Source organism: Bacillus sp. FSL R5-0585 (genome assembly GCF_038004545.1).
Lineage (GTDB): Bacteria > Bacillota > Bacilli > Bacillales > Bacillaceae_G > Bacillus_A > Bacillus_A cereus.
The window spans coordinates 4355782-4371013 of record NZ_JBBORJ010000001.1 but is presented as its reverse complement, the minus strand read 5'-3'; the positions used below and the strand labels follow the sequence as shown (position 1 = coordinate 4371013).

Sequence of the window (15232 nt, the reverse complement as noted above, 5' to 3'; positions counted from 1 at the left end):
TGTGTAGACAAGGAGTTTTTTACTTATTTTTATTAAGAATTTTTTATATTGTAGTATCCTATAAGGCGTAATCGAAATTCTTTTAATTCCGGATACGCCTCTAAATTTGCTAACATACCTCTAATTACCGGAATTCTTGGATTAAGCAATCGTATTTCCGCCTCTAAAACATCTAATGTAACCAACAGCTCATCATCCTCTAATTGATCAGCTAAAGTGCGCTTAAATACAATAATCTCTTTTAAAAAATGTTCTTTAACTTGTTCCTTAATAAGCTCTGATTTACAAAGGAATTCTCCAAGCTTTTCTTCATGTAAAATAGGTTCTTCCGAAGATTCTACTAAGCCATCTACTAAATTATCTACTCTTTTTAAAATAAAAGCAGCTACATACGATAAATCAATTTCTGGTGCTTGTAAAATAATTAATTCTAAATACCCACGGCATATGCCTTCTACCATAATTACTAAATCCAATAAATATGGCATAACCTTTTCACCATAAATGGACAATAAACTATTCCGATAAAATGCATGAGACTCTAACTTCATCCGCATCATAAATTCTTCTACTTCTTTATTAAACGGAATCGCATTTTCTCTCGCATGCATAATAATAAATTCTTTATGCTTTTGTATATCATTAAACTGACAATGTAATTGTTTTGCAAATTTTTCACGTGGTAATAAAGACTCTTGTTCAATATCCAGCATTTTCTTTTGGATTTTGTCATAATAATATCGAAGTGTCGCTAATAAAAGCTCATCTTTCGATTTAAAATATAAGTAAAAAGCTCCCTTAGATATACCACTAGCTGTCACAATTTCCTGCACTGATGTCGCATTTACACCCTTAGTAGCAAATAACTTCATAGCCGATTCTATAATTAAACGCTCTTTTTCTTTCATATCTTCTCTCCTAAATTTAATCTCGCATCTTATTATAAATGTATTATACCATCTCTTTTTATTGACGATTGACCGAACGGTCAGTTATATTATGTATTAGACTGACCAGTTGGTCAATATAATAAAAAGGGAGCGCAAACATGAACAAAATCATCAATTTCTCGTTAAAAAATAAGTTCGCAGTTTGGCTACTAACCATTATTGTTACTATTGCGGGGATCTACTCTGGACTCAATATGAAGCTGGAAACAATCCCTGATATTACAACACCGATTGTGACAGTAACTACGGTCTATCCTGGTGCTACACCAGAAGAAGTAGCTGATAAAGTTTCAAAGCCGATGGAAGAACAACTACAAAATTTAAGCGGTGTTAACGTTGTGAGTTCATCATCTTTTCAAAACGCATCTTCTATTCAAGTAGAATACGATTTTGATAAAAATATGGAAAAAGCAGAAACAGAAATTAAAGAAGCTCTCACACATGTAAAACTCCCAGAAGGTGTTAAAGATCCTAAAGTTTCACGAGTAAACTTCAATGCCTTTCCAGTTATTTCGTTAAGCGTGGCAAGTAAGAATGAATCTTTAGCTACCTTAACTGAAAATGTAGAAAAAAATGTTGTACCAGGATTAAAAGGACTTGATGGTGTTGCATCTGTTCAAATTGCTGGCCAACAAGTAGATGAAGTACAGCTTGTCTTCAAGAAAGATAAAATGAAAGAACTAGGACTAAGTGAAGATACCGTAAAAAATGTGATTAAGGGATCGGATGTATCTTTACCACTTGGCTTATACACATTTAAAGACACGGAAAAATCAGTTGTTGTAGATGGCAATATTACAACGATTAAAGCGTTAAAAGAACTTAAAATCCCAGCTATACCTTCCTCACCTAACGGTCAAGGTAGTCAAAATGCTGGCGCTGGTGCACAAACGCCGCAAATGAATCCAGCTGCTATGAACGGGATTCCAACAGTTACATTAGACGAAATTGCTGACATTAAAGAAGTTGGGAAAGCAGAATCTATTTCTCGAACAAATGGAAAAGAAGCAATTGGAATTCAAATTGTGAAGGCCTCTGATGCAAATACAGTTGATGTTGTAAATGCAGTAAAAGATAAAGTAAAAGATCTTGAGAAAAAATATAAAGATTTAGAGATCATTTCAACATTCGACCAAGGTGCACCTATTGAAAAATCAGTTGAAACAATGCTGAGCAAAGCAATTTTCGGTGCTATCTTTGCGATTGTTATTATTATGCTGTTCCTACGAAATATTCGAACAACGTTAATTTCTGTCGTTTCAATACCACTTTCTTTATTAATTGCTGTTTTAGTCATAAAGCAAATGGATATTACGCTTAACATTATGACACTTGGAGCAATGACCGTTGCTATAGGCCGCGTTGTCGATGACTCAATTGTTGTTATTGAAAATATTTACCGACGTATGTCGTTATCAGAAGAGAAATTACGTGGAAAAGATTTAATTCGTGAAGCTACGAAAGAAATGTTTATCCCGATTATGTCTTCCACCATTGTAACAATTGCTGTATTTTTACCGCTTGGACTAGTAAAAGGTATGATTGGTGAAATGTTCTTACCATTCGCCTTAACTATCGTCTTCGCTTTATTAGCATCATTACTAGTAGCAGTTACAATCGTACCGATGCTAGCTCATTCCTTATTTAAGAAAGAGAGCATGAGGGAAAAAGAAGTACATCATGAAGAAAAACCAAGTAAATTAGCAAATGGGTATAAACGCATACTTGCATGGGCTTTAAATCACAAAATTATTACATCAAGTATCGCTGTCCTTCTATTAGTTGGTAGTCTTGCACTTGTACCAGTTATCGGTGTAAGTTTCTTACCTTCTGAAGAAGAAAAAATGATTATTGCAACATATAATCCTGAACCAGGTCAAACGTTAGAAGACGTTGAAAAAATTGCAACAAAAGCTGAGAAGCACTTCCAAGATAATAAAGACGTCAAAACAATTCAGTTCTCATTAGGTGGAGAGAATCCAATGAGTCCTGGTCAATCAAACCAAGCAATGTTCTTCGTGCAATATGATAACGACACGAAAAACTTTGAAAAAGAGAAAGAACAAGTCGTTAAAGATTTACAGAAGATGTCTGGCAAAGGCGAATGGAAAAACCAAGACTTCGGAGCAAGTGGCGGTAGTAACGAAATTAAACTATACGTTTATGGAGATAGCTCAGAAGACATTAAGCCTGTCGTAAAAGATATTCAAAATATCATGAAGAAAAATAAAGACTTAAAAGATATAGATTCTAGTATTGCAAAAACATATGCAGAGTACACTTTAGTCGCAGATCAAGAAAAGCTGAGTAAAATGGGCTTAACGGCTGCTCAAATTGGAATGGGACTTTCTAATCAACATGATCGCCCTGTTCTGACAACAATTAAAAAAGACGGTAAAGATATCAATGTATATGTAGAAGCTGAAAAACAAAATTATGAAACAATCGATGACTTAACAAATCGCAAAATTACAACACCACTTGGTAATGAAGTAGCTGTGAAAGATGTTATGACTGTAAAAGAAGGTGAAACATCGAATACAGTAACACACCGAGATGGACGTGTTTATGCAGAGGTTAGTGCCAAATTAACATCTGATGACGTTTCAAAAGCATCTGCTGCAGTACAAAAAGAAGTAGATAAAATGGATCTTCCTTCTGGTGTAGATGTTTCTATGGGCGGTGTTACTAAAGATATTCAAGAATCATTCAAGCAACTTGGCCTAGCGATGTTAGCTGCGATTGCCATTGTATACTTCGTTCTTGTCGTTACATTTGGTGGTGCCCTAGCACCATTCGCAATTTTATTCTCGCTACCATTTACAATTATTGGGGCTCTTGTTGCCTTATTAATCTCTGGTGAAACATTAAGTGTATCTGCAATGATTGGTGCGCTTATGTTAATCGGTATCGTTGTAACAAACGCAATCGTGCTTATCGACCGCGTTATTCATAAGGAAAATGAAGGACTATCAACACGTGAAGCTTTATTAGAAGCTGGTGCAACACGCCTTCGTCCAATTTTAATGACTGCAATTGCAACAATCGGTGCTCTTATCCCGCTTGCATTAGGATTTGAAGGTAGTGGCTTAATTTCTAAAGGACTTGGCGTAACGGTAATTGGTGGATTAACAAGTTCAACGTTATTAACACTTCTTATTGTTCCAATCGTTTATGAAGTATTAAGCAAATTTAAAAAGAAAAAAACAAAATAACAAAAAAATAACCTCGCTAACTGCGAGGTTATTTTTTATTTCCAAACAAGATTAGGAAATCGCCATAGCCTTCTTTCTCTAATTCCTCTTTTGGAATAAATCGAAGAGCTGCGGAATTAATACAGTAACGAAGGCCATTTGGTCCTGGACCATCTGGAAATACGTGCCCAAGATGTGAATCTCCTTCTTTACTTCTCACTTCTGTACGTGTCATATTATGACTCACATCCATCTTTTCTTTCACACTTGCTGACATCACTGGTTTTGTAAAACTAGGCCATCCACATCCACTATCAAATTTATCTAGAGAAGTAAACAACGGCTCACCTGAAACGATGTCTACATAAAGACCTTCCTCTTTATGGTTCCAATACTCATTTCGAAATGGTGGTTCTGTACCATTTTCCTGTGTTACATAATACTGCATCTCATTGAGTTTTTCTTTTAAATGAGCATTATCCTTTGGCCAATGTTGCTTAATAAAAGCATCTCGTCCTGAGCCTTTACGATATAACTCATAGCGGAATGTGTTTTTCTTATGGTATCCTTGGTGATATTCTTCAGCTGGATAAAATGTAGCTGCTGGTAGTATTTTTGTCGCAATTGGTTTTGAAAAGCGTCCACTCTGTTCAAGCTCTTCTTTTGAGGCCTCTGCTTTTTTATGTTGTTCTTCATTATGATAAAAAATCACCGTTTCATAAGACTGTCCGCGGTCGTGGAATTGTCCACCAATATCGGTCGGATCAATTTGTCTCCAATATATATTTAACAATTCCTCATACGGCATTTTATTTGCATCAAATGTAATTTGTACTGCCTCATAATGTCCCGTCGTTTCTGAACATACTTCTTTATACGTTGGATTCTCTTTATGACCACCTGTATAGCCAGAAACAACCTTTACAATCCCTTCCATCTCTTCAAATGGTGAAACCATACACCAGAAGCACCCTCCAGCAAATGTAGCCAATTCTACCTTTTCATTTACAGCCATTACTTCACCCCTATTCTATGTTCTGCTTACAGTATGGCATAAGAAACATCATATTATAAAAGAAAAAGCACCGAACATCGATGCTTTTTCTTTACTTCACTTTATTTTTTCCAACATCCTTCTCCATTTCATCACTTGTCACGTCTAAAACATCTAATAAGAAGATGAAGATTGGAATACCGATAATTAATCCCCATACACCTAAGAAGTGTTCTGAGAAGATTAATACCATAAATGTATAGAAAATCGGTAAATTTGTTTTTTGCGACATAAACTTCGGGTTTAATACGTAACTTTCAAGCGCATGAATCACTGTTACGATAACCAAAATATAAACAACGTACATGATACCGCCAATATTGTAAGCAATCATACAAAGTGGGAATAACGAAATGATAACCCCCGCTACTGGAATTAAGCCAAGCAAGAAAATCATTAACGCTAAACCTAATAATTGCGGGAATCCTAATATCCATAATGCGATAACTGAAAGAACGCAGTTAACAACAGCAATTAAAAATTGCGCTTCGATTACCTTTCCAAATGAACGTGCAAATTTCTTTCCGAAGTACTCAATTTCAGTATAGAAAATTGCAAGCCTGCTTTCTTTAAACTTTGCAGTAAAACCGACAATACGAGATTTTTCTAATAAGAAAAACAAACTCAAAATTAAAGAAAGTAAAACTTGAAGGCCAAATTTACCAACATTCGTAATTGATTTATACAAAATGTCTACGCCTTGTCCTACATATTTAGAAAGCTCCATATGATTGACAGCATTAACTGCATACTTAATTAGTTCACTATCTGGTGGGTTTCTTAAAAATACATTGAATTGGTAAATCAGTTGTGAAATTTGTATCGTCAATACTGGTAAATATTTAAATAGCGTAATAGCAATTCCACCAATTAACATTACATATAGAAACGCTATAATAATTTTTCGATTAATAGGCATGAAATGATCTAATTTGCGTGAAATAAACTTTTGGAATCGATCCATTAAATACGTGAGAATAAACGTAATTAATATTAAATTCAACATACTTTGCAGCCCGTATAACACGAGAGCAAGTATTACTAATACGAGTAACCTCTGGAATCCTTTGCTTTGAAACAGGTTTTTTATTTGCATAATCGACGAATACTCTCTCCTGTCCTATAAACTAAAACGTTAATAAGTAGATTTCTCTCTCTTTTCTACTTTTAATTATTCATTCATATTAAGATTTTTATAAACTCATTATATGCCTACCTTACCAGGTATATAGTAGCCTACTTCTTATTTTACAATACAATGACCTAATTCAAAACGTATTCTACATAGTATTAATGAAGATTTAAGGAAACTTACATTTTTTAATAGGTCTTACCACTACTGTAACATAAAAAGCAAGCTATCAGTAGAAATCTGTCCTACAAATAGCTTGCTTTTCTTATTTTTCAAGTAAGTTTTACTATCCAATGAATGGCATAAACATTGGGATGACAACTACTGTTACAACCCCAACTACCGTTACAGCAATACTTGCCATCGCTGCCTCTACCTCACCCATTTCAATTCCTACTGCAACTCCTAATGCATGACCCGCTGTTCCAAGTGCTAAACCTTTTGCAATCGGATGTTTCACTCTAAATGTTTTTAAGAATAATGCTCCTAATGCGTATACGATAACTGCGTTGAAAATAACTGCAAACGATGTAATTGCTGGAATACCACCAATACTTTCTGAAATTGGTAACGCAATTGCTGTTGTTGCTGCTTGTGGTAGCATTGAATTCATTACTGCTGTATCTAAACCGATTGCTTTTGCAACAATGAACACGACAATTACTGAGCAAATAGATCCAACCACGATAGCTGATAAAATTTGCCACCAATATTTTTTCAACTTATCAACTTGTTTATATAGTGGGATAGCGAATGCAATTGTTGCTGGCTCTAAGAAGAAACTAATCATTTTTCCGCCAGTATTATATTCTTCAAAAGTAAAGTTACCTACCTTTAGAAATACAATCCCTAATACCATCGCCACGAATAATGGTGTAAATAGGAAGAACCCTTTTGAATGCTTGAATAATAATGTTCCGATTCCGTATGCGATTAATGAAACGACGATTCCGAAATATGGAGTCATTGTGCTTGCCATGTTCATTACCTCCCAACAATATATAAATACAATGGTTACGCAACCTTTCCGTGCTTGCGTCCTTTATTTACTACTTTCAATTCTTTTGTATCTTCTGTTTCTTTTTCATCTTTTCCTAAAATAAATTGTGCAAATAATCCTGTTACAGCGAGTAAAATAACTGTTGCTACAACAATTACAGTTAAAATTTGTACAAAGTATTGTCCCATTACACCAAGAGAATTAATAACTGAAATACCTGATGGGACGAATAAGAATCCAATAATACCTGTTAAAGCTGTTCCGAGTGATTCAACTTGCTCCAATTTAATAACTTTTAAACATAATAGACTAAATAAAATAACTAACCCGATTACCGATGAAGGCATTGGAATTGGTAAATGTGTTGCAATAATATTAGAAATTAACATAATAGCTGAGAATATGAATGCTTGTGATAAGAAACTATATACTTTTTTCGTACTCATTTTGGCCACCTCTTTCGATTTGGTACCTTTATTGTATAGGATATAACCGCCCGAGTAAGCGTTTACATAACAGAGCGTCAAATATACAGAATCAGTTACAAATATAAAAGGATGAAATACAAAAGCTGCTCCTTAAATACGAAGCAGCTTCTTGAGTTCTTTTGCATATGTACGACTAACAGGTACTTTTGATCCCTCTTTCATGATTAAATTATAAGTAGAGTTAAACCATGGCTGAATTTCAGTAATATGATTAATATTTGCAATAAAGCTACGATGAACACGCATGAAACTTACTTGCGGCAACTTCTTTTCCAAAATCACAAGTGTATCGTGTGTTACATATGTTTCCCTCATTGTTTTTACTGTCACTTTTCCGTCCACAAGTCCTACATATACAATATCTTCAATATTAACAAGTACGATTGATTCTTCAATTGGTAATGCTAATTTATGCATCTCTACTGTTACATCTGTCCCCTTTATTTCGTGCTTCGTTTCTATTTGCGATTGTTTTTGTTTTTTATACTTCTTTAATGTCTGCACAATACGCTCTTCATCAAATGGTTTTAAAATGTAGTCTAACGCATCTACTTCAAATGCTTGCAGTGCATATTGATCATAGGCAGTAGCAAATACAATTGCAGGTGGATTTTTCATCTTCTTTAATATATTGGCGATTTCAAATCCGTTATCATCGGATAATTGAATATCTAAAAACACAATATCTGGTCTACTTTGCATTAGTTCTTCTAATGCGTCTTCCACACAATCAGCCTCACCAATTATCTCAACTTCTTTCGTTCTCTCTAATAAATACTTTAGTTCATCACGTGCTAACATTTCATCGTCAACTACTAATACTTTTAACAATCTGCTCTTCCTCCCCTACTTTTTTTGGAATAACAAAAGTAATCTCTGTCCCCTCATTTAATTCACTTTCGATATGAAGCATCGTTTCTTTTCCAAATAATCCAATAAGACGTTCATTAATATTATATAAAGCTGTTCCAGTCCCTTTCTTTGACGAAACTACCATCTTTCCTAATTGTTCTAAACGTTCTTCCTCAATTCCCTGCCCATTATCTTTTACTTCAAAATGAACCATACCCTCTTTTTCAAAAACATGCACTTCTACTTCACATACTGGTTGCTTCTTCGGAAAAGCGTGTCGCAATGCATTTTCAACCAATAGTTGAAGAACAAATGGTGGTACTAAAGTTGTCTTTAGCTCGTCCTCAATATACATCTTTACCTCATACTTATTTGGGAACCTTGCTTGTTCTAAGGATAAATATGCCTGTACATGGTTTAATTCTTGTTCTAGTGGAATCAATAACTGACGTGCCCCTTGCAAATTACATCGGAAATATACGCTAAGCTGTAATAATAACTTCCTTGCTTTTTCTACATCTGTTCGGCATAAAGCTGATACTGTATTAATCGCATTAAATAAAAAATGCGGGTTAATTTGTGCTTGTAATGCCTTTATTTCCGCATCTTGCAATAATTTACTTTGCAACTCAGCTTCACCTAATTCAAGTTGTGTAGAGAATATTTTTGCTAATCCTTCTGCTAATTCCTCTTCCACACGACTTAACTGGTTAGGATTTTTGAAATACAGTTTTAATGTCCCTATTGTATTTCCATGTGAAGTTAGTGGAATAACAATCGCCGCTTGCAAAGGGCAGCCTTCATGTTGACAATTAATAACCTCACGTGATTTTGCTTTCATTATTTTCCCTGTGTGTAACACTTCTTTCGACAAACCAGTTATTAAACTATGTGACGGAATATGGTGATCTGATGCTAATCCAACATGAGCTAATATTTTCTCTGTATCTGTTAAGGATACCGCATCTGTTCCTGTAAAGCGGTGAATAATTTGTGCCACATGCTTACACGATTCTTCTGTTAAGCCTTGGCGAAAATATGGTAACGTTTTATCTGCAATACGTAATACCTTATGAGTCTGAAGTGCCTTTGCGTTCTCTTCCTGACGCAAAATAGCTTGTATCATAGAAAGTAAAATAAAACTTCCAAAACTATTTACAAGGATCATTGGTATCGCAATTGTTTTCACAATGCTCATTCCATCCTCTACAATTAATAGGATCATAATCATTTCTAAAGAAACGATAAAAACACTTAAAATCGCTGAAAACTTAGGGGTAATTGTACGGTTATATTTTTTAAAAATGTATCCGATATAACCAGTTATAACGCCTGCTAAAATTGAAGAGATTGCACAACTTAGAGCTGTCGTCCCTCCAAGCATATAACGGTGAATACCAGCAATTGATCCTACCCCAATTCCGACGATAGGACCACCAAGCAATCCACTAATTCCAACACCCATAATACGTGTATTTGCAATGGTACTCGATGATGAAACACCTTGTAACCAATTTTCATTCATAATCGTATTTCCTGCTATTTCAATCCCAGTGTAATTGCTTACAATTGTAAATACCGAAAAAATACAAATAAGCTTAAGCTTATCTACATAGCCATCCTGTTTATGAAGGAGGCGTCTGAAAGTTTTAATATGAGAGAGTAAAAATCCTAAAATAACTATAAGTCCGACTCGTTCAATCATCATGAGTACTAAATTTAGCATCTTTGATTCATTCCTTTTTATTTAGTTAGTTTTATTATGGGAAAATAATGAAGTCGGCGTCAAGAAGAACGAAATGTTTTTTGAAATATTTTACACATAATAACTTCCTCTTTATTTGACAATACATATAGAAGAGTGCTAAAAATAAAGTAATATAATACAGTCCTTTAACCCAACCCCGTGAGGTTGAGAAGGAAGTCGGAATACAATATACGTATGTTCTTTTCTTGGGGATACGTATGCTTTTTTGGCCTTCTCATCATATCAGGTGAGAAGGTCTTTTGTTATTCTTCCATAGCGACTGTAGAAAATAAGGAGGAGTAATAATGAACGTCACTACTGATGTACAACAAACAACAGAGGAGACAAAAGCGAAAAGATATAAAACATTATTTGGTTCTGCGCTAGGATATGCAGCAGAAGGTTTAGATATGTTGCTATTATCTTTCGTACTTGTCTATATTTTAAAAGAGTTTCACTTAAGTCCTGTTGAAGGTGGAAACTTAACTTTAGCTACCACAATAGGAATGTTAATTGGTTCTTATTTATTTGGATTTATTGCTGATTTATTTGGCCGTATTCGTACAATGGCCTTCACAATCTTACTGTTTTCACTAGCAACCGCACTCATTTATTTCGCAACAGACTACTGGCAATTATTAATTCTGCGCTTTTTAGTTGGAATGGGAGTTGGTGGTGAATTCGGAATCGGAATGGCCATCGTAACAGAAACATGGTCTAAAGAAATGCGCGCTAAAGCGACATCTGTTGTTGCACTTGGATGGCAATTTGGTGTACTGATTGCTTCACTCCTTCCAGCATTTATTGTCCCACACTTTGGATGGAGAGCCGTTTTCTTATTTGGATTAATTCCAGCTTTACTAGCTGTCTATGTCCGTAAAAGTTTAAGTGAACCGAAAATATGGGAGCAAAAACAACGCTGCAAAAAGGAACTATTGCAAAAAGAAGCTGCAGGTAAATTAACAACTACTGAAGCAGAACAACTAAAACATATAAAAAAATTTCCACTTCGAAAGTTATTTGCCAATAAAAAAGTAACAATTACAACAATTGGTCTTATTATTATGTCGTTCATCCAAAACTTCGGATATTACGGAATCTTCACATGGATGCCCACTATTTTAGCAAATAAATATAACTATACATTAGCAAAAGCAAGTGGCTGGATGTTCATTTCTACCATCGGTATGCTAATTGGAATTGCAATCTTTGGTATTCTAGCTGATAAAATTGGTCGCCGTAAAACTTTTGCAATCTATTATATTGGCGGTACAGTATACTGTCTCATTTACTTCTTCTTATTCACAGATTCAACATTATTATTATGGGGAAGTGCATTGCTTGGATTCTTTGCAAATGGAATGATGGGAGGATTTGGAGCAATTTTAGCTGAAAACTATCCTGCTGAAGCTCGCTCTACCGCCGAAAACTTTATTTTCGGTACAGGACGTGGGTTAGCTGGATTTGGGCCTGTTATTATTGGCTTACTTGCTACAGGTGGCAACCTACTTGGAGCATTGTCCTTGATTTTTATCATCTACCCAATCGGGTTAATTACAATGCTACTATGTGTACCAGAAACAAAGGGAAAAGTATTAGATTAAACGTAAAAGAGGAAGCATCTCATTTAAGATGCTTCCTCTTTTACGTTTTTATTTATTTTGATTTACTAGCCTTCTGAAATAAGAATGCAGTTTTATCTTCTTCTTTTACAATACCTTGTTTTAATGCTAATTCTCCCGCAACTTTAGGCGCTAACCATAGCATTGGGAATAACAAAATTGATACCGGAACTGCCGTCACCACGATAAACGATTGTAGCGCATTAATACTTCCTTCACCCATATATAAAAGAATTGCTGCAACTGCGCCCATAATAAGCGACCAAAAAATTCGCAAACTAATTCTAGGATCTCCGTCTCCAGTCACTGCCATTGAAATGGAATACGCCATTGAATCTCCTGTTGTCACTACAAATAAAATTGTTAATAAAAGAAATGCTGGTCCAATAATATTAGAAAGTGGCAATTGCCCTGTAATTGCAATCATAGCTGCCGGCATACCAGATTCACTTAATGCGTCCGAGATAGACCCAGGATTCATCAACTCATAAAACACGCCTGATCCACCTAATATAGTAAACCAAAATGTTGTAATAATAGGTGCGATAATTCCAATTGCAACGATGATTTCTCGAATCGTTCTCCCTCTTGAAATTCGACTCACTAAAATTGCCATCATTGGTCCGTATCCAATAAACCATCCCCAGAAAAAGATTGTCCAAGATCCTAACCAACTTGTATCACCACGGTATGTGCTCATCGGTATAAACTCATTTACATAAAATCCAAACGAAGAAACAAACGAATCAATAATAAATCCACCTGGCCCAAATAGTAATATGAATGCCATTAACACAATTGCTAATCTAACATTTAAATTACTTATAATTTGAATCCCTTTATCAATACCTGTTACTGCCGATATGGTAGACACGGCCACCACACAAACAATAATTGCTAATTGAGTAGTAAACACATCAGAAACTCCAAATAATTCTTGTAATCCATAACTTGCTTGTAAACCTAAAAATCCAATTGGGCCAATTGTACCTGCAGCTACTGCAATAATTGCAGCTGCATCAATTATCGTTCCAAGCAGGCTCTTTCTTAATTTTTCCCCAAAAATAGGATATAAAAGTGTTCGAGGTTTTAGCGGCATATCTTTATGATAATGTCCATACATCATAACTACCGCACTAATTGTACCTAAAATCGTCCATGCTAAAAATCCCCAATGCATATAACTTTGTGCTAAAGCAGGCATGACTGCTTCTTTCGTTCCAGCAGATATACCATCATGTATTGGTGGCACCGTCATCAAATGATACATTGGCTCTGCTGCTGCCCAAAAAACGCCACCTCCAGCAAGTAATGTAGACATAATAATAGCAAGCCATTTTGCCGTACTAATCTCAGGTTTTTCTAATCCCCCAAGCTTAACTCTCCCATATTTGGAGAAAGCCATACACATCGCAACAATAAATGTACCTAATAATAAAACTTGCCAGAAGGCACCGAAATATTTAATTGAAAAAGCGAAACTTTTATTAATCGCACTCTCTACATAATCCTTGTTCAAAAAAACTGCAATTACAAATAATAAAAGTGAACCACCACTAATAATAAATACAGGCCAATCAGTTTTTCGACTCTTCATCCTCATTTATACTTCCTCCTTCCTCAGCAATCAAAAAAAACAACTTTATTATGTTTTATTGTTTAAACCCAAAACATAATAATTATATATGCATAACATTTTATCGACTTCCCACATACTTATGTTGTCCCTAAAAATATGCCAAATCCCTTATTAAAAAGAAAAATCCTCTTCCTCTTACATAAAAAAGCAAAACAAAAGACCTTATATTTCTATAAGGTCTTCGAAACAGAAATTTGATTATAACATAAGGTACTCCTTGGTTCAAAAAGCCTCTTCCAAAAATAACCGAGAGTAAAGGCTTCCATTTGCTACATAACAGTAATTAAAAAAAATTATATTTCACAGAAAAAACCTACACTAAATATTATTTATGAAAGAAATTTGGCTTCAAAATTTCATTCGGATACGGTTTATGATAAATGTGAGTGGTAGCTGGAGATAATGGCGGAATAAGCCATACCCAATTACCTGTTACAACACGACCACAAGCAGCTTCTTGCTTCTCAAATTGCTGAAATTGTTGTGCAGCAGTATGGTGATCAACAATACTAACTCCTTGTTTTTTAAAGGAGTGTAGTACGGCAATATTCAACTCAATTAGCGCCTTATCTTTCCATAAGGTACCGTTTCTCGATGTATCTAAATCCATCATCTCCGCAACAGCCGGAAGTAAATTATAACGATCATGATCTGCTAAGTTACGCGCCCCAATTTCTGTTCCCATATACCATCCATTGAACGGAGCGGCTGTATAAGAAATACCACCAATTTCTAAACGCATATCTGAAATCATTGGAACACCATACCATTTTACTCCAATTGATGAAATAGGGTATTCTGGGTGTTCAATTGGCACTTCTTTTACTTCTTCTCTCGGAATTTCTTTATATGTAGGCGCCTTCCCGTTTATAGAGAACACAAGTGGCAATACATCAAAATTCGTACCTTCTCCTTGCCAACCAAGCCCCTGACAAAAGTCCGTAAATGTAGCGGAATGAGAATCACCAATCACTCCCGTTTCTGTTTTATATCCTGCATATCGAATCAATTGGTGATTATAAATTCTTATATTATTTTCCTCACCTTGATATTGCTTAAAAATCGTAATGGTTGGTTTAACTTTCCCGTCGTTCGTTGCATATTTAATATGATGAATTAATGCATTATATACACCCTCTTCATCATTTACTTCGCGCGCATCTAATATGTGCATCTTACTCCAAAATAGTCTTCCAATACATCTATTACTGTTACGCCATGCCATTCGTGAACCATGAACAAGTTCTTCAAATGTATGCTCATATGTCCCTGTCTTTTCTATCTCAATTTGAATTTCTTTTATACGTTCTTCTATCAATTGTTCTTTATGAAGCTCCTTATAACAAATCGTAATAAAATTACTTGCTTCCTCTATTAATTGTTTCGTTTTACTCATAAACAATCTCCTTCTATTTCAACAAAACCCTGCTACTTTACAGTATAAGCAAAAAGGATAGGAGTCACAAATGAAAGTGAGAGTGTTACTTTTATTGTAATATTTTTCAGAAAATTAATGGACTTACTATTGACTTATATGGAAAATGGGTGTATTTT

The 15232-nt window shown here is 34.9% G+C and carries 11 protein-coding genes and 1 pseudogene; 2 read left to right on the top strand and 10 right to left on the bottom strand.

All coding sequences use genetic code 11. The features are described from left to right. Positions 1-32: 32 nt before the first annotated feature. On the bottom strand, positions 33-908 hold the full coding sequence (locus MKY38_RS22600) for a TetR/AcrR family transcriptional regulator (RefSeq protein WP_000659648.1): 876 nt from the start codon (positions 906-908) through the stop codon (positions 33-35). A gap of 140 nt (positions 909-1048) precedes the next feature. Here MKY38_RS22600 and MKY38_RS22595 point away from each other — a divergent pair, with 140 nt between their 5' ends. After that, the gene (locus MKY38_RS22595; RefSeq protein WP_086388871.1) at positions 1049-4165 is read left to right on the top strand and encodes an efflux RND transporter permease subunit; all 3117 of its coding nucleotides are present in this window, start codon (positions 1049-1051) and stop codon (positions 4163-4165) included. Between the two features lie 28 nt (positions 4166-4193). Here the strand turns inward: MKY38_RS22595 and msrB are convergent, their stop codons facing one another. From msrB to lytS, 7 genes and pseudogenes are all read right to left on the bottom strand, one after another. Then, positions 4194-4646, bottom strand: a complete 453-nt coding sequence (gene msrB, locus MKY38_RS22590; RefSeq protein WP_224201069.1) for a peptide-methionine (R)-S-oxide reductase MsrB — start codon at positions 4644-4646, stop codon at positions 4194-4196. A 45-nt stretch (positions 4647-4691) separates the two neighbouring features. Continuing rightward, a pseudogene (gene msrA / locus MKY38_RS22585) lies at positions 4692-5159 on the bottom strand (peptide-methionine (S)-S-oxide reductase MsrA); the annotation flags it as partial. A 91-nt stretch (positions 5160-5250) separates the two neighbouring features. After that, complete coding sequence (locus MKY38_RS22580; RefSeq protein WP_001166010.1) at positions 5251-6294, bottom strand: AI-2E family transporter; 1044 nt, start codon at positions 6292-6294, stop codon at positions 5251-5253. Positions 6295-6616: 322 nt separating this feature from the next. Then, positions 6617-7309: an antiholin-like protein LrgB gene (lrgB, locus tag MKY38_RS22575; protein WP_000168869.1), complete on the bottom strand. Its 693-nt coding sequence runs from the start codon at positions 7307-7309 to the stop codon at positions 6617-6619. A gap of 35 nt (positions 7310-7344) precedes the next feature. Further along, positions 7345-7776 (bottom strand): antiholin-like murein hydrolase modulator LrgA, encoded by a 432-nt coding sequence (gene lrgA, locus MKY38_RS22570; protein ID WP_000104901.1) that lies wholly within the window; start codon positions 7774-7776, stop codon positions 7345-7347. Between the two features lie 132 nt (positions 7777-7908). Next, entirely contained in the window at positions 7909-8649 is a 741-nt protein-coding gene (locus tag MKY38_RS22565) for a LytR/AlgR family response regulator transcription factor (RefSeq protein ID WP_000921843.1), read from the bottom strand. After that, positions 8627-10396 carry a two-component system sensor histidine kinase LytS gene (gene lytS, locus MKY38_RS22560; RefSeq protein WP_000933561.1) on the bottom strand — a complete coding sequence of 590 codons (1770 nt, stop codon included), beginning with the start codon at positions 10394-10396 and terminating at the stop codon, positions 8627-8629. Before lytS ends, MKY38_RS22565 begins: the two co-directional genes overlap by 23 nt. Before the next feature lie 326 nt (positions 10397-10722). Here lytS and MKY38_RS22555 point away from each other — a divergent pair, with 326 nt between their 5' ends. After that, on the top strand, positions 10723-12021 hold the full coding sequence (locus MKY38_RS22555; protein WP_098529253.1) for an MFS transporter: 1299 nt from the start codon (positions 10723-10725) through the stop codon (positions 12019-12021). 52 nt (positions 12022-12073) lie between these two features. Here MKY38_RS22555 and MKY38_RS22550 read toward each other — a convergent pair whose 3' ends face one another. Both MKY38_RS22550 and MKY38_RS22545 read right to left on the bottom strand, forming a co-directional pair. Next, a complete protein-coding gene (locus MKY38_RS22550) occupies positions 12074-13642 on the bottom strand; it encodes a BCCT family transporter (RefSeq protein ID WP_001242445.1) in 1569 nt (522 codons plus the stop codon). 361 nt (positions 13643-14003) lie between these two features. Beyond that, positions 14004-15074, bottom strand: a complete 1071-nt coding sequence (locus MKY38_RS22545) for a nitric oxide synthase oxygenase (RefSeq protein WP_098529251.1) — start codon at positions 15072-15074, stop codon at positions 14004-14006. Between the last annotated feature and the right edge of the window lie 158 nt (positions 15075-15232).